Below are 16,025 nucleotides of genomic sequence, written 5' to 3'. Positions count from 1 at the left end.
TAGAGGTTACCCTCTATTTTAAATAATTAAAATTCCTCAATTGTTCCATTAAGTTCTTCAAATGCTGCTTTTGCAGAAGCAGAAGCTTTATTTACTACAACATGTAATTTTTTAGTTAATGTACCATTTCCTAATAATTTTATTGGTAATGATCTTTTTACTAAACCTTCTTCGAATAATCTTTCTACTGTTACTTTTTCACCATCTTTAAATTTTAACTCTAAATCAGATAAATTAATTACTTGGTATTCAACATGATTTACGTTTGTAAATCCACGTTTTCCAATACGACGGAATCAAGGAGTTTGTCCCCCTTCAAATCCTAATCTGTGCCCTTTACGTTTATTTTGTCCTGATTGACCTTTACCAGCTTGTTTACCTTTTCCGGCAGCATGCCCACGCCCTTTACGGTGTTTTTCTGGTCTTGAACCTTCTGTTGATTTTAATGTATGTAATTTAATTGCCATAATTATTTAAAATCCTTTACATCTTTATCTCTAAGTTCTGCAATTTGTTCAGGTGTTCTTAATTGTTTAAGGGCTTTAACTGTTGCTTTAACAATGTTTGCTTTTTTACGTGAACCATATGTTTTTGTAACAATATCTGTGTAACCAGCAAGTTCAACAACTGCACGTACTGCACCAGAAGCGATAAGACCTTTTCCTTTTGGAGCAGGTTTTAACATAACTTTTGATGCTAAGTATTTTGTCATTGGAATTTCGTGTGGAATTGTACCTGTTTTACTATCAAGTGGAACTGTTACTAAATTATTTTTAGCATCTTTGATAGCTTTCTTAATTGAGTCTGGAACTTCGTTTGCTTTCCCGTGACCGTATCCAACTACACCTTTTTTATTTCCAATAACAACAAAGGCTGAGAAACTAAATCTTCTTCCACCTTTAACAACCTTTGTAACACGAGCAATATCGATAACTTTTTCAGTATATTCTGATTCTACTCTTTGACGGTTATTTCTTGTGTTGTTTCTTCTTGGTCCACGACGATTTTGTGTTCTAACTTTATCTGAATTTTCGTTTTGATCATTAGCAACATTTTTTCTTGGTCTAAAAGTTTTTTTAGCAGTAACTTCTTTTGTACCTGTTGTTTCGTTTTGAGTTAAAACTTTTTTATTATCTTTTTCCATAATTAGAATTTAACTCCTTTCGCTCTTACTGATTCAGCAAATGCTTTTACACGACCATGATATAAATATCCACCACGATCAAATACTACTTCTTTAATTCCTAATGAATTAATTTTTTCTCCCATTAATTCACCTAATTTTTCAGCAGCTTTAATGTTACCACCATATGTTTCATCTTTAAGTGTTGAAACTGATGCTAATGTAACTCTTTTTTGGTCATCGATTAATTGTGCATAAAAGTTTTGGTGAGATTTAAAAACGTTTAAACGTGGTTTTGTAGCTGTACCGTTAATTCAGTAACGTGCACGTTGGTGTTTAACTTTTCTAGCTTGATTTCTTGATAATTTTGCCATAATGTTTTAATTAACTTCTTAATACTATTTAGAAGCTGTTTTCCCTTCTTTACGTCTAATTTTTTCACCTTTATATGAAATACCTTTACCTGAGTAAACACTTGGTTTTCTAACTGCTCTAACAATTGAAGCAAAGTGCCCTACGTTTTGTTTATCGATACCAAATACTGAAACTTCTGTTGGTTTTGCAACTGTAACTTTAATGTCACTTGGAATTTCTAATGAATGGATGTGGCTATATCCAGCTGATACATCTAGTTTTGAACCTGATAAAACAGCTTTATACCCAACTCCTTTAATTTCTAAATCAATTTTGAAACCTTTTGTAACACCTTCAATCATATTTGAAATATGAGAATTTGTTGTTCCATGTAATTGTTTAGTTGTTTTTTCTTCGTTTGCACGAATTGTTGAAACTTTATTATCTTCTACTTTTACTGTGATTAAATGACTAAATGTTCTTGTTAAAGTACCTAATGGTCCTTTAACTGTAACTGTTGAATTATCTACTGTAACTGTTGCTCCAGCAGGTATTGTTAAAATACGATTTCCTACACGAGACATACAACTACCTATCAAATGTGAGCGATAATTTCACCACCCACTTTTGCCTCTCTAGCTTGTGTTCCTGTCATTAATCCTTTTGATGTAGAAATGATAACTGTTCCATATCCTGACATAATTGTTGGAATTTCAAGAGTTTTTACATAAACTCTAAGACCTGGTTTTGAGATTCTTTTAATCCCAACAATAGCAGGTTGATTTTTCTTGTATTTTAATGTAACTACTAATTCTTTTGATGTACCTTCACCTTTAACTTCATAAGATGAAATATAACCTTCTGAGTGAACCACTTTTAAAATTTCTTCTTTTTTTGTTGAATAAGGCATTGAAACTGTTTTGTGTTTTCTAATATTCGCGTTTTTAATACGAACTACTAAATCTGAAATTGGATCTGTAATAAACATAATTATCAACTCGCTTTCTTCACACCTGGAATTTTACCTTCATGCGCAAGGTTTCTAAAACAGATACGACATATTTTATATTTTCTTAATACTGCATGTGGACGTCCACATAATTCACAACGTGTATATGCACGTGATGAAAATTTTGGTTCGCGTTTCGCCTTAACTATTAATGCTTTTCTCGCCATTATTTAGCTCCTTTTTTTTCAAATGGTACACCTAATGATTCTAATAATGTTCTTGCTTCTTCGTTTGTTTTAGCTGTAGTTACTACAAGAACATCTAACCCTTTAATACGACGAATTTTATCAAATTCGATTTCTGGGAAAATAATTTCTTCTTTAATACCTAAAGCAAAATTCCCTCTACCATCAAATGCTTTAGGGTTTGCTCCACGAAAATCACGAATACGTGGCATTGCAACATTTATTAATTTATCTAAAAATTCTCACATTCTATCTCTACGTAGTGTAACTTTTCCACCCATAGCCATTCCTTCACGAAGTTTTCATGAAGCGTTAGATTTTTTAGCTTTTGTTTCGAATGGTTTTTGTCCTGAAATTAATGTTAATTCATTTAAAACTTCTTCGATTGCTTTTGAATTTGAAACTTCTTTACCAGCTGTCATGTTTAATACAACTTTTTCAATTCTAGGTACTTGCATTGATGAAGAGTAGTTGTATTTTTCTTTAAGAGCCGGAACTGCTTTTTCTAAATAAATTTGTTTTAACATATACTACACTTCCTTTTGAGTTTTTCTAGCAACTCTTACTTTTTTACCGTTTTTATTAATTTTATATCCTAGTTTTGAAGTTTGTTGTTTACTTGTTTTACTTGATTTTTTTACTAAATAAGCTACGTTTGATGCATGAATTGGAGCAGCCATTTCTGTTATAGAACCGTCTTGATTTTGTTGTGTTGGTTTGTTGTGTTTTGTAACGATATTTACATCTTTAACGATAACTCTATTTGTTTTGTGGAATATTTTTTCAATAACTCCAATTTTCCCTTTTTCTTTACCAGCAATTACAATAACTTGGTCGTCTTTTTTAAATTTAATTTTTGTCATAATTTAATTTTCCTTTACTACTATAATACTTCTGGTGCTAAAGAAACAATTTTAGGGAATTTTTCTCTAATTTCACGAGCAACTGGTCCAAAAACACGAGTTCCACGTGGTGTTAAATCTTCTTTAAGAATAACAACTGCGTTATCATCAAATTTAATATATGAACCGTTTGTACGGTGAATACCATATTTTGAACGCACAACTACCGCTTTAACAACTTGACCTTCTTTTACCATACCGTTAGGTAAAGCTTTTTTTACTGAACAAACTATAATATCACCAATTTTAGCAACTTTTTTCTTTGATCCACCTAATACACGAATTACACCTATTGTTTTTGCACCTGAGTTATCAGCTACATTTGCTCTTGATAATTCTAAAATCATATTAGTTGTTTCCTTCGATAGCAGATTCTTTTACTGATACTAATCTAAAGTGTTTTGTTCTTGAAAGTGGTCTTGTTTCCATAATAACAACAATATCGTTTAATTTAGCAACTTCATTTTCGTCATGTACTGCAAATCTTTTAGTTGATTTGTAACGTTTTGAATAAAGTGGGTGTTTTTTGTATGTGTCAACAGCAACAATAATTGTCTTAGCACTTTTACCTGCTGAAACAACTTTACCTGTTAAAGTTTTTCTTGTATTTCTTTCCATAATTATTTATTCTCCTTTTTGGCATTTAATGCTGTAAGAGTTTTAGCAATATCTGTTCTTAAAAGTTTAATTTTGTGTGTATCTCTTAAATCACCAGTAACGTTTCTATATCTAAGTGTGAATAATTCTGCTTTTAATTTTAAAGTTAATTCTTCAAGCTCTTTTGTTGATTTTTCTAATAAATCTTTGTAACTCATAATTATTCATCTCCTTTTCTTTGAACTATTTTTCATTTAACAGGTAATTTGTGACCAGCTAAACGAAGAGCGTCACGCGCAATTTCTTCACTAACACCACCAACTTCAAACATCATTGTGTTAACTTTTACTGCTGTATATCATAATTCTGGAGCACCTTTTCCTGAACCCATACGAACACCGATAGGTTTAGATGTTTTAGAAAAGTGTGGGAAGATTCTAATAATAACTTGACCTTCACGACCCATTCTACGTGTTGCTGCAATACGTGCTGATTCTATTTGACGAGCTGTAACTCATGCTGATGTAACTGCTTGCAATCCGAATTCACCGAATGCAACAGTGTTTCCTTTTGTAGCTTTTCTTTTGTCGTGTCTAACAACAAAAGGTTTTCTATATTTAGTTCTTTTAGGTTGTAACATTATTTTTTACCTCCTAAAATTTCTCCAAGTGAAACTCAAACTTTAACACCAATAGCTCCATATGTTGTTCTAGCTGTTGCTGTTGCGTATTCTACATTTTGTCTTAATGTATGAAGTCTCATTTCTCCTTCAGAATAACCTTCTGAACGAGCCATATCAACTCCGTTTAAACGACCGCTAACCATAGTTTTAATACCTTTAGCACCTGCTTTTAAAGCAGCTCTAATAGCAATTTTTTGTGCTTGACGGAAGCTTTCACGGTTTTCTAATTTTGTTGCAATCATTTCTGCAAGTAATCTTGCGTTTAAGTCATAATTTTTTAATTCTATAACTTGTAATTTTAAATTAAGATTTTTATTTTTAACAAATTTTTGAACCTTAACTGTTAATTCTTGAATGTTCTTACCTTCTTGACCTAACATTGCTGCAGGTTTAACTGTGTGTAAGTTAACTGTCACTTTGTTATCTTTAGTTCTTTTTATTTCAACTTTTCCGATTTGGTATTCACGTACTAATTTATCAAAGAATTTATAAATTTTAGCATCTTCAACTAAATATGATCCGAAATTATCTTTATCTGCAAATCATGTTGAATTATGGTTTTTTGAAACTCCGTAACGGAATCCATTTGGATTAACTTTTTGTCCCATTAGTTTCTCTCCTCTAATACTATTGATAAATTTGATGTACGTTTTAAAATTGAATAAGCTCTACCTTGACTTCTTGGTTGGAATCTTTTAAGTGTTGGACCTTCATTTACATAAACTTCTTTTACGAATAATTTTGATGCGTTCATTCCGTGGTTGTTTGTTGCGTTAGCAACTGCTGAATTAAGTAATTTAAGGAAAATTGGTGCTGATTTTTTAGATGTATTTTCTAAAAGACCTAAAGCAACATTAACATCTTTTCCTCTGAATAAGTTAGCAACCAATTTTGCTTTAGATGAACTTACTCTTTGTAATTTTACATGTGCTTTTGCTTGTTGTGCCATTATTTCTTCTTACCTTTATCTGCACCATGACCTGAAAATGTTCTTGTAGGTGCAAATTCCCCTAATTTATGTCCAACCATATCATCTGTTACGTAAACTTCGATAAATTTATTTCCGTTATGAACTGCGAATGTTAAACCAACGAAACTTGGGAAGATTGTTGAACGTCTTGATCAAGTTTTAATTGGTTTTTTAGGTGCGTTCCCTTCGACAATAGCATCTACTTTTTTAAGTAAATGATCATCTGCGAATGGACCTTTTTTAAGACTACGTGCCATTATTTAGCATCCTTTCTTCTTCTTAAAATAAGTTTATTTGAAGATTTTTTAGTTTTTCTTGTTTTAACTCCAAGAGCTTTTTTACCTCAAGGTGTAAGTGGGGCTTTACGTCCAACAGGTTGTTTACCTTCCCCTCCACCATGTGGGTGATCTACAGGGTTCATAACTGAACCACGAACTGTAGGTCTGATTCCTTTATGTCTATTGATTCCAGCTTTACCTACGTTAACAAGTGAATGTTCTTCGTTACCAACAACACCAATTGTTGCACGACAACGAGCTAATACACGACGTGTTTCTCCTGATTTAAGTCTAAGAACAACGTATTTTCCATCGTCATCTTTACCAAGTAATTGAGCTGATGTTCCAGCACTACGTGCTATAATACCACCACCTCCTGGTTGCATTTCGATGTTGTGTACAAATGTACCTTCAGGAATGTTAGATAATGGAAGTGCGTTCCCAACAACGATATCAACATTTTCTCCTGAAATAACTTTTTGACCTAAAACTATTCCTTTAGGTGTTAATATATATCTTTTTTCTCCATCAGCATATGCTAATAAACTAATGTTAGCTGAACGGTTTGGATCATATTCAATAGTTTTAACAATAGCTGGGATATTATCTTTATTACGTTTAAAATCTACAAGTCTGTAAAATCTTTTTACACGTCCTCCGTGATGTCTAACAGTTATTTTACCTTGGTTATTACGCCCTGCATGATATTTTAGATTAACTAAAAGTGATTTTTCAGGTGCATGACCAGATAAGTTTTGTCTGAAATCAAGAGAAGACATATTTCTACGACCATTTGTAGTTGGCTTATAATGTTTAATTGCCATAATTGTCTTTTCTCCTTTGCTTAAAAATAGTGCGGAATTTCTTTTAAGCAATATTTTAATCCGCTTTTATTTATATTTTTGTTTAAATTAAATAACTAAAGTTCATCGGAGAACTATTCTCCACCAACTTTACGTTTTGTTGTTGTTTTTGCTTTAACAGTTGCTTTTTTTGTTGCAACTTGTTTTTTAGATGCTAATTTTTTAGCTACTTTATTTTCAACGTCTTTTGCTTTTGCTTCTTTTGCTTTTTTAGCTTCTTTTGCTTCTTCAGAAACTATTTGCGCTTTTTCTTCATCATCACTTGGAATATAGTTAATTGATTGACCTTCTACTAATTTAACCATAGCTTTTTTGTAACGATTTGTAAATCCGTGGAAACGACCAACACTTTTCGGTTGTTTTTCGACTTTAATTGTTCTAACAGATGCTACTTTTACACCAAAAATTGTTTCAATAGCTTCTTTGATTTGATATTTATTAGCAGCGTAGTCAACTTTAAAAACAAATGTTGATTGTGTTGTTCTTAAAACATCAGTTTTCTCTGTTAAAATTGGTGATTTAATTACTTGAGTTAATTCCATGATTATTTAGCCTTTCTTTCCAAAAGCTCTAAGCTTTGTTTTGAAATGATCATTACATCTGCACCAACTATTTCTTCAACAGTTAATGAATTAGCTTTAGTTGTAGCAACATTTGGTAAATTTTTAGCTGATTTAAATACGTTGTAATCTTCATTTACTACTAATACGTGTCTTAAATCATTTACATTAAGTTCAACTAATTTATTAACTAAATCTTTTGTTTTGATTGAGTTTAATGTTAAGTCATCAACAATAACTGCATTGTCTTGTGATAATAATGTAAGTGCTGATACAAAAGCGTTGTATTTAACTTTTTTATTTACTTTAAGTGAATAATTTTTATTTGATTGAGGCCCAAAAGCTCTACCACCACCTACTCAAATTGGTGAACGCATAGAACTGTGACGTGCTCTACCTGTACCTTTTTGTCTTCATGGTTTTTTACCACTTCCACTAACTTCGGCACGATTTTTAACTTGGTGTGTACCTTGTCTTCTTGATGCTCTTTCTGATAAAATTGTGTCAAAAATAGCTTGTTCATAGATTTTTTCACTTTGGAATAACGCTTTAGGTAATTTAACTTCTGATTTTAATACTTTTTTAACTACTTTTTTAGTTGTTGTAGTTGTTTTTACTTCTTTTTCTTTTTTTGCTACTACTTTTTTTGTTTCTGTTTTTTTAGCAGCAGGTTTTTTAGTTGTTGTAGTTGTTTTTTTAGCAGCAGGTTTTTTAGTTGTTTTTGTTGTAGTTTCTTTTTCTACTTTAGCTTTTTTTGTTTCTGCCATAACTATTTATCCCCTTCTTGAGCTTCTTTAGCTTCTGCTTCTTCTATTAATGCTTTTAATTCTGATGAATGCATTCCAACTGTAACTTCAATATTGTGTTTTTTAGCTTGTTCAATTAATTCATTTAATAATTGAACTTCTTGAACATCAACAAGTTTAACACCTTCGTGAGCTGGAAGACCTTTAACAGCTTCTTTAACAACTATATATGACTTTTTAGGTCCAGGAATTGATCCTTTAACTAAAATTAAATTATTTTCTAAATCAACTTTTACAACTTCTAAGTTTTGCACAGTGGTTTTTACATTACCTAAATGACCTGGCATTGTCATACCTTTGAAAACTCTGTTTCCTGCGATATCTCCAAGTGATCCTGTTTGTCTTACTGGTTGTGATCCACCACCACCACCGTGTGATTTAGGTCCAATGTGTTGGTTGTGTCTTTTAATTGTACCAGCAAAACCTTTTCCTTTAGATGTACCTGTAACATCAACAAGTTCACCAACTTTAAATATGTCAGCTTTAATTGTGTCTCCAAGTTCGAAACCTGACATTTCACGAACTTCTTTTACGAAGCGCTTAGGTGTTGTTTTAGCTTTAGCAAACTGACCGCTATCTGGCTTATTAACACGGTTAGCTTTTTGTTCAAATACGGCAAGTTGTGTGGCAACATAACCGTTTTTGTCGTTTGTTAAAACTTTAGTAACAACATTTGGTTGTACTTCTATTACAGTAACAGGTATTCTTAAACCTGTTTCGGTGTAAATTTGAGTCATACCAACTTTACGTCCTAAGATTCCTTTCATTTTTTCTCCTTAAAAATTTTAATTTAAATTATTTAACTTTAATTTGAATTCCTACACCAGCAGGTAATTCTAATCTGTTTAATTTGTCAGTAACTTCACTATTAGCGTTTTCAACAACTACTAATCTTTGATGAGTTCTACTTTCAAATTGTTCACGACTTGGTTTGTTAACGTGAACTGATCTTAAAATTGTGATTTCATCTCTTTTAGTTGGTAATGGAATTGGTCCACTAACTTTAGCTTTAAGTTCTTTTAACAATAAATAAACTTTTTTAGCTCCTTCATCAACTAATGTATGATCAAACCCTTTAATTTTAATGTTTAGTTTGCTCATGTTGTCTCCTTTTGTTCTTTTGAACAATAACTCACTATAAAAACCTAGATAATACCTCAACAACTTTGTATTACTAGCAACCTTATAGATCTACGTTATAGTTGCTTTATAATTATATAATAAAAACCGAAAAATAGAAATCATTTTTTTCGGTTTTTAATTTTAACAACTGTTCTCGGTGTATCATTATGCAATTCTTTTGTCTATTCAATCCTCTAGAACTTCTTCTGGGACGTATTCAAAACCTTTTTCAACTATTTCGTCTCCTTTTAATAATATAGTTGTAGGAACCTTTAAAACTCTTCATTTAGTATTAGGGTCTCTAAAAAGTTTTGCTTCTTCAGCGTCAACATTTATAAATTCAACTTGATTATTTCCTTCAAATTTATTTGCAACTTCGTTGAAAACGGGTTTCATCATTTTACAATCTGTACATCATTCAGTTGTAAAAGTTAAAAAAGTTAATTTATCTGTATCTTTATTTTTAATTAATTCTTGAGCTTCTGCTCAATTCATTTTTTTAATCATTTTTTCTCCTTTTATTAATTATTAAATTAATCTTGAAAATCAAATTCATCTAGCCAATCTTTTTCGTGATTATATTCTTTCTCTTCAGATAATTTTATTGTTATCGGTGTATGTCTATTTTCGATATTATAATCAAACTCTTCAGTCTTTGATTTTAAGTCATTATATCAAAAATAAAAATCTTCAACTACCTTTGAATCAGTTTTTTTTAAAATTATTTTTTCTAATTTTGAATAACTTAAATTTTTAAAATCTAAAACAAAATGTCTAGCTGCATAAAATAAAAAATCATAATAATCTTTTACCCTTTTAGTGTATATAAAATCATTATTTTCGTTTTTTAAAAACCTTACTTTTTCGCTTAATGTTATTTTTTTATTACTAAATAATTGGCGAAATTTAATGTTTGTCAAATGAGAAAAAATAGAAAATATAATTAAAGCTAAAGCGAAAATAGGTAAAATCGGAGATAAAAAAGGTATATACAAAATATTTATTAAGGTATCAAAAAAAACTCCTATATTATTTCAAACTGAAACATTATCAATTGTAAAATAATCTTTTTTGCTTAACCCAAACTTTTTTCATCACCCTTCGGTAAAAATTAAAGATAAATTTTTAGGTTGAAAAGAAAAATTTTCAATAGTCAAAAAATGTATAACTAAATGATCTAAAAGTGTAGCTGCTACAAAAAAGTATATTATTGAAGAGTAAATTTTATATCTTAATTCTCCGATTCGAATCATATTAATTCTACTAAAATAGAAAATTATTTTATTTTCATTAAAATTAAAATAAATTTCAAAACAAAAAACTATTGTAAAACCAACGAATAGAAATATAATAGTATTGCCGAATAAAAGTCCAAAACTATAAATATAAAATCAATTTAAAATTTCGGGTAAAACATTTGTGTTAAACAGAAGAAAAAAAGCAAAAAGCAAAATAAACAATACTATCCCTATAGTAAGTTTTATTTTGCTAATTTTTTTGTAAAATACTTCCCTATTATTGTTACTATTTAACACCTCTAAATAAGGCATTTTAAGTAAATTTAATAATTTATTTTTTAACATTTTAATTTACCTGTGTAAGAGTGAAGGCTACCATCGGATCTTTATCTGTTAATTTGAATATTTTTTTTCTTATAGTTTTTCTAACTCTTTCGTTTAACTCTCTCATATTAGCGTATTCTTTGCTAGAAATCAAATCAATAATTATATCTTTTATTAATCTATCAAATTTAGAGTATTCATCACTATTTATTACACCAACATAATTAATATGCAATTTACCAATTATTTTCTTTGTCTTAGGTGAATATAAAGAATTAATAATAACAACACCATCACGACCTAAAACTTCTCTCTCAGCGAGAACTTCTGAAGAAATATCTCCAACCCCAAAACCATCTATAATAGTATCACCAATTTCCTTTATTCTACCGTTATGAGAAATTAATTTTCCGTTTTCAAAATGTGCAATTTTCCCATTTAAAAGCACAATTGAATTTGTATTTTTGTTTTCTGTTTGTAAATAATCACAAATGTCAACTAAATACCTATATAAACCTTGAGCAGGTATAAAATAATTTGGCTTTAAATTTTTAATTAAACTAAAAATATCCTCTCTTGATGGTCTACAATAAAAATACTCATTTTCTGGAACATCAATTAAATTAGAAGTGACTTTAGCAATTTCATCTAATGTTTGAGCCGCTTCGGATTCTAAACCGTTCACTGGGGGCGCTATCATAATTACAGTATCTTGTTTATTAATTTTCATATAAACATCATCATTAGAAACTATCCTAACAAAACGAGAATATAATCTCTCAATAGAACCTGTAACTAAAACAACAGCATTATCTGTTTTGTTTATCAATTTATAATCTAATATTTCAGGGAATTGATATTCTGGGTAGCCTTTTTCTAAGAATTGCTTAGTTAAAAATAGTATGTCTGCATAATTCTTACCATAAGGAATAATTGGTCTATTATACTTTTTAGCAAGTTCAATTACTTGTTGTAATGTAGCAACATCTTCGGAATATGCACCAATAACAATCCTGCTTTTTGAATTAGATTTTTTAAATGATTCTTCAATATATTTTGGCAATTTTATTTTATCAATGGCTTTACCGTTTGTTTTTGATCTTCCAGCATCACTAATTATTGCATTTAATTTACGCTTTCCAAATGCTTTAGATAGATGGTAAAATCAAGTTTTACCAAAAATTCCTAAATCACCTTCAACATAGTTAAACATAAACAAATAATCACCTGACTTAGTTATAAAATCAAAACCTAAATTTCCTGGGGTTGAACCAGGAAGAGATATAGGTTGAACAACAATTGAACCTATTTTAGTTCTTTCTGTAATTGTTTTTATTTGAAATTTATCTAATTTTATATTGTATTTTTGAAGTCTTTCTTGAATAAAATGTTTATTTAAGAAAGAAGTATAAATTCTAGCATTTGGCACTTTCATTAGTAATCAAGGAAGAGCGGAAAAACTTTCATTTCTAATATCCGTAATGAAAATTCCTTTAATTTTATCTTTATTTTTTTCTAAAAAAGTAAAGTCAGGTATTAATGTATCAACACCATTTTTTGAATTAATAGGAATTTTTACACCTGAATTAATTATGTATAAATCATCATTATAACTAAAAACGTAACTGTTTTTTCCGTTCTCGTCCTGACCACCTAATGCAAAAATTTTAACATTTTCCATTTTTGTCATCTCCTTATTTTTAATAACGGAATATATTTCTTAATTATAACAAACTATTGCTTATTTTTTCAAATTAAAAATATTCAATTTAATTTTAATTATTTAGAATTCTTTAAATATGTTGTTAAATAGTGGTTAGTTTCAAATCCCATTTTCTTATAAAAATTACCAATTTTTTCATCGGTAAAATATAAAAGAGGTCGTTTGTTTAAAGAGATTAAACTATCGATTATTTGCATTACTAAATGTGTTGCCAAACCTCTTTTTCTATATTTTTTGTTTGTGGCAACTCCTCATATAACACCAAAATCATCAGTTTGATAAACACAACTTATATTTGCAACTATTTTGTTGTTTTTGTTTCTTATAATAAATCCTAATATATTTTCATAATATATTTCTTTTCACGCCTTTATTGATTGCGGGTAAAAATTTTCTTCATATAAAAAATTTATGGATTCTTCAAAATTTTTTTTATTAACTGATTCTAAAATAAATTCGCTACTTAATGGTTTAATTGTAGGCAATCTTTTTGTATCGTATGTAGAAATTCCTTGAATATATTTCGAAAAATTTAGATATTTTAATTTTAATTCATCTTCAATATCAAAACTAGTATTTTCACCTAAATTTATTTCATTAAATTTATGAAATATAATTTCATTTAAAAAATCATTATCTAATTGTATTTTCTTTGATTGATTAATAATTCAAATTTGTTTCTTAATTTCGTTAAAATAAACAGGAACATTATTTATAAACCCGAAACCCAAATTACCTTTTTTGTTGTTAATATATGACAAAAAATTATTGCATGTTGGGTCTTCTAATAAAAGGTCTTTTATTTTCATTCTTCTCCTTAATATTTTATAAATAAATTAACATAATTCTTATCATAATTTATATTTAGACATATTAAAAATATTAAATCATTTTAATTTTACATCTAAATATGTTTATTTTTGGAGATAAAAATATTCAAAAGCCAAAATAGTTATATATATCTTACGTTTTACACTAAACTATAGCAATTAATATTAAACTAAAAGCATAAAGTATTAAATTAAAATAAAACGGATAATTAGATTTTGGAACTTTATTTTCTTTTTCTATTTCTTTTTTTCTTTTGTTTTCTAAAAATATTATTCTTTCTGTTTCTGTCATCTTTTTTGCACGATATTCAACCCTACTTTTATTACTTGAATTTATACTCGCCTTAACTTTCTCAATTGTCCTTTCAAGAAATCCTCACTTAAAAAGTAAAATTAGTAAGACTAATGCAAAAGTAACTATACCAGAAGCGGTAACTGCATTATTTCATTTTGTTATCTCATCATTACCTTCAATAGCAGAATAAGTAAAAATAGATATATATATAATTAAATATATTAAACTCAATATATAAAAACGCAAAGAAGTTAAATTAAGCACGCTTTCTCGCTTAAAATAAAATCATAAAACTTTTAATTTACTAATCATAATTATTTTACCCCAAATATTTTTTTGCCTATTTTTATTCATTCTTCAATTATCTCGTCGATAAAACTAAAACCTTCTTCATAGAAGTTGTCGTTAGATAAGTCTACACCAGCCTTTTTTAAAATATTAATTGGATAATCTCTACCACCCACGCTCAAAAAATTATCAACATAATTTTTAAGAGCTTCTTCACCATGTTTTTTATATTGTTTGAAAAAGTGAATAGCAACTAATTCGCCTATCGCATACTTGTAAACGTAAAACTCATAATAATAATGCGGCACATATATAGATTTAATTGTGTTCGAAATTGAATACTTTATATTACCATAGTTATATTTTTTAGCATTCTTAAAATATATTTTACTAATAGATTCGTAACTTCCAAAAGCTTTTCCGTCTCAAATTGCATTATATAAATCATATTCATAATTAGATAACATGACTTGTTCGTTAACAGAACTAAAAAAATTACTTATTAAAGAAGCTAAAACTTGAAATTTAAACTTATCATTTTTTGTATTTTTTAAAAGATAATCAGATAGCATTAATTCATTATAAATTGATGCTATCTCTGCTAAAAAAATAGGATATTGAGAATTAATTAAACTATTTCTCGCGTCAGAAAAATATGAATGAATCGAATGACCCAACTCGTGAACTAATGTTTCTAGACTAGCTATTGTTCCATCGAAATTCATTAATATATATTTTTTATCAATTCCGTATGTTCCGCCAATACTATAAGCCCCTTGACTTTTGGTTTTCGTTGACATATAATCAATTCATTTTTCATTTAAAGCTTTTTTAACTTGTTCATTATATTCATAACCAAAAGGTTTAAGAACTTCTTTTGTTATTTCAATAATTTCTTCTATTGTATATTCGGTTTTAATATTTACCAAAGTACGTAAAGAATCCCACTTTTTCATTTTTGAGCCGAATTTAATTTCGTAAAATTTTTTATATCATTTATGATATTTGTTTTTCAAATATTTACTTTTTGAAACTTGTTCAAATAATTTATTTAATAACTGTTCGCTCATTTTATCATCTTTAATTAACATATCGATCGCTGAATTAAATTTTCTTATTTTTGCATCGACAACAATTCTCTTAAAATGTTGAAACAAAATTTCAGCTAAAGTATCTTTGTGTTTTTCGTACGCTTTTATATGATTGTAATACGTTTGCTTCCTTACTTTTTCATCTTTATTTCTAAGAAATTTATAATAGTTTATAGAATTTTGTTTTATTTTTCTTTTACCTATTCAAACATAGCCGTAATCTAACTCACTATTTGTTAGTATATTAAATATATTATATGGCTCAGATTGACCATAAGAATTTCTAATTAAGTAATCTTCAATTTTATCATCTAATTTATACTTATAATCATCTAATTGATCTTCTAAAAATCGTTTATATTCAAATAATCTAGAATCATTTTTTCATTTTTTTATTTTTTCAATATTTTTATAAAATCTATTAGTTTCTGAACCAAATTCAATATTTAATTTATCTAAAATAATTTTAAATTCAGACTCTAACTTTAAAATTTTAGAATCATTTAAATTTTGATTCAATTTATTAGAAATATAATTTTCTATTTTAAATTGCAATTTAGTTTGTTCTTCCGAATTCTTTAAATCTTCAATATACTTTTCTAATGTACTATATTTAGACTCCTTTTGTTTTATTCTTTCGCGAAAAATGGCTTCATATTCAACTATCAGGTCTTCTATTTTTTCTCCTTTAAGAATATCATCTAAATCTCATTTGTATTTTTCAGGTATATCACTATATTTTTTAAATTGCTTAGCTTTCACTACTCTCCTTTTATTAAATGTTT

Annotated in this window: 25 protein-coding genes and 1 pseudogene; all 26 read right to left on the bottom strand. The window is 28.4% G+C overall.

What is annotated here, in order from left to right:
- Positions 1–26 precede the first annotated feature (26 nt).
- Positions 27–461 carry a 50S ribosomal protein L15 gene (rplO, locus tag JXZ93_RS00905; protein WP_205852365.1) on the bottom strand — a complete coding sequence of 145 codons (435 nt, stop codon included), beginning with the start codon at positions 459–461 and terminating at the stop codon, positions 27–29.
- A gap of 8 nt (positions 462–469) precedes the next feature.
- Positions 470–1,144 (bottom strand): 30S ribosomal protein S5, encoded by a 675-nt coding sequence (rpsE, locus tag JXZ93_RS00900; protein WP_241007009.1) that lies wholly within the window; start codon positions 1,142–1,144, stop codon positions 470–472.
- Between the two features lie 2 nt (positions 1,145–1,146).
- A complete protein-coding gene (gene rplR / locus JXZ93_RS00895; protein ID WP_241007010.1) occupies positions 1,147–1,497 on the bottom strand; it encodes a 50S ribosomal protein L18 in 351 nt (116 codons plus the stop codon).
- A 24-nt stretch (positions 1,498–1,521) separates the two neighbouring features.
- Positions 1,522–2,061, bottom strand: coding sequence for a 50S ribosomal protein L6 (gene rplF / locus JXZ93_RS00890; protein WP_205852350.1), 540 nt, complete (start codon positions 2,059–2,061; stop codon positions 1,522–1,524).
- A gap of 8 nt (positions 2,062–2,069) precedes the next feature.
- Complete coding sequence (gene rpsH, locus JXZ93_RS00885) at positions 2,070–2,465, bottom strand: 30S ribosomal protein S8 (protein WP_174893184.1); 396 nt, start codon at positions 2,463–2,465, stop codon at positions 2,070–2,072.
- Positions 2,466–2,467: 2 nt separating this feature from the next.
- Positions 2,468–2,653: a type Z 30S ribosomal protein S14 gene (locus tag JXZ93_RS00880; protein WP_174893033.1), complete on the bottom strand. Its 186-nt coding sequence runs from the start codon at positions 2,651–2,653 to the stop codon at positions 2,468–2,470.
- Positions 2,653–3,198 carry a 50S ribosomal protein L5 gene (gene rplE, locus JXZ93_RS00875; RefSeq protein WP_205852351.1) on the bottom strand — a complete coding sequence of 182 codons (546 nt, stop codon included), beginning with the start codon at positions 3,196–3,198 and terminating at the stop codon, positions 2,653–2,655. Before rplE ends, JXZ93_RS00880 begins: the two co-directional genes overlap by 1 nt.
- A gap of 3 nt (positions 3,199–3,201) precedes the next feature.
- Positions 3,202–3,525, bottom strand: coding sequence for a 50S ribosomal protein L24 (gene rplX, locus JXZ93_RS00870; protein WP_205852368.1), 324 nt, complete (start codon positions 3,523–3,525; stop codon positions 3,202–3,204).
- A gap of 29 nt (positions 3,526–3,554) precedes the next feature.
- Entirely contained in the window at positions 3,555–3,920 is a 366-nt protein-coding gene (gene rplN / locus JXZ93_RS00865; RefSeq protein ID WP_205852352.1) for a 50S ribosomal protein L14, read from the bottom strand.
- A 1-nt stretch (position 3,921) separates the two neighbouring features.
- Positions 3,922–4,191, bottom strand: a complete 270-nt coding sequence (gene rpsQ, locus JXZ93_RS00860) for a 30S ribosomal protein S17 (RefSeq protein WP_241007011.1) — start codon at positions 4,189–4,191, stop codon at positions 3,922–3,924.
- A 2-nt stretch (positions 4,192–4,193) separates the two neighbouring features.
- Entirely contained in the window at positions 4,194–4,388 is a 195-nt protein-coding gene (gene rpmC, locus JXZ93_RS00855) for a 50S ribosomal protein L29 (RefSeq protein ID WP_174893037.1), read from the bottom strand.
- A gap of 2 nt (positions 4,389–4,390) precedes the next feature.
- Positions 4,391–4,810 carry a 50S ribosomal protein L16 gene (gene rplP / locus JXZ93_RS00850; RefSeq protein WP_174893038.1) on the bottom strand — a complete coding sequence of 140 codons (420 nt, stop codon included), beginning with the start codon at positions 4,808–4,810 and terminating at the stop codon, positions 4,391–4,393.
- Complete coding sequence (gene rpsC / locus JXZ93_RS00845; protein WP_205852353.1) at positions 4,810–5,460, bottom strand: 30S ribosomal protein S3; 651 nt, start codon at positions 5,458–5,460, stop codon at positions 4,810–4,812. The genes rplP and rpsC overlap by 1 nt, the downstream gene beginning before the upstream one ends.
- Positions 5,460–5,801 (bottom strand): 50S ribosomal protein L22, encoded by a 342-nt coding sequence (gene rplV / locus JXZ93_RS00840; protein ID WP_241007012.1) that lies wholly within the window; start codon positions 5,799–5,801, stop codon positions 5,460–5,462. Before rplV ends, rpsC begins: the two co-directional genes overlap by 1 nt.
- Complete coding sequence (gene rpsS, locus JXZ93_RS00835) at positions 5,801–6,079, bottom strand: 30S ribosomal protein S19 (protein ID WP_205852354.1); 279 nt, start codon at positions 6,077–6,079, stop codon at positions 5,801–5,803. The genes rplV and rpsS overlap by 1 nt, the downstream gene beginning before the upstream one ends.
- Complete coding sequence (rplB, locus tag JXZ93_RS00830; RefSeq protein ID WP_205852355.1) at positions 6,079–6,924, bottom strand: 50S ribosomal protein L2; 846 nt, start codon at positions 6,922–6,924, stop codon at positions 6,079–6,081. The genes rpsS and rplB overlap by 1 nt, the downstream gene beginning before the upstream one ends.
- Before the next feature lie 113 nt (positions 6,925–7,037).
- Positions 7,038–7,505, bottom strand: coding sequence for a 50S ribosomal protein L23 (gene rplW / locus JXZ93_RS00825; protein ID WP_205852356.1), 468 nt, complete (start codon positions 7,503–7,505; stop codon positions 7,038–7,040).
- A gap of 2 nt (positions 7,506–7,507) precedes the next feature.
- The gene (gene rplD, locus JXZ93_RS00820; protein ID WP_205852357.1) at positions 7,508–8,290 is read right to left on the bottom strand and encodes a 50S ribosomal protein L4; all 783 of its coding nucleotides are present in this window, start codon (positions 8,288–8,290) and stop codon (positions 7,508–7,510) included.
- A 182-nt stretch (positions 8,291–8,472) separates the two neighbouring features.
- Positions 8,473–9,096: pseudogene (gene rplC / locus JXZ93_RS00815) on the bottom strand (50S ribosomal protein L3); the annotation flags it as partial.
- Between the two features lie 28 nt (positions 9,097–9,124).
- A complete protein-coding gene (rpsJ, locus tag JXZ93_RS00810; RefSeq protein ID WP_205852359.1) occupies positions 9,125–9,430 on the bottom strand; it encodes a 30S ribosomal protein S10 in 306 nt (101 codons plus the stop codon).
- 186 nt (positions 9,431–9,616) lie between these two features.
- On the bottom strand, positions 9,617–9,958 hold the full coding sequence (locus tag JXZ93_RS04095; protein ID WP_205852457.1) for a co-chaperone YbbN: 342 nt from the start codon (positions 9,956–9,958) through the stop codon (positions 9,617–9,619).
- A gap of 26 nt (positions 9,959–9,984) precedes the next feature.
- On the bottom strand, positions 9,985–10,704 hold the full coding sequence (locus JXZ93_RS00800) for a hypothetical protein (RefSeq protein ID WP_205852361.1): 720 nt from the start codon (positions 10,702–10,704) through the stop codon (positions 9,985–9,987).
- A gap of 331 nt (positions 10,705–11,035) precedes the next feature.
- Entirely contained in the window at positions 11,036–12,694 is a 1,659-nt protein-coding gene (locus tag JXZ93_RS00795) for a ribonuclease J (protein WP_205852456.1), read from the bottom strand.
- Positions 12,695–12,792: 98 nt separating this feature from the next.
- Positions 12,793–13,545 (bottom strand): GNAT family N-acetyltransferase, encoded by a 753-nt coding sequence (locus JXZ93_RS00790; protein ID WP_205852455.1) that lies wholly within the window; start codon positions 13,543–13,545, stop codon positions 12,793–12,795.
- A gap of 166 nt (positions 13,546–13,711) precedes the next feature.
- Positions 13,712–14,092: a hypothetical protein gene (locus tag JXZ93_RS00785; protein WP_205852454.1), complete on the bottom strand. Its 381-nt coding sequence runs from the start codon at positions 14,090–14,092 to the stop codon at positions 13,712–13,714.
- An 83-nt stretch (positions 14,093–14,175) separates the two neighbouring features.
- Entirely contained in the window at positions 14,176–16,002 is a 1,827-nt protein-coding gene (locus JXZ93_RS04090) for a M3 family metallopeptidase (protein WP_205852453.1), read from the bottom strand.
- Between the last annotated feature and the right edge of the window lie 23 nt (positions 16,003–16,025).

The sequence above is a fragment of the Mycoplasma sp. CSL10166 genome (assembly GCF_017116885.1).
Classification (GTDB): Bacteria; Bacillota_I; Bacilli_A; order Mycoplasmatales; family Metamycoplasmataceae; genus Mycoplasmopsis.
The sequence above is the reverse complement of the archived record's forward strand: the minus strand, read 5'-3'. Positions and strand labels throughout refer to the sequence as shown.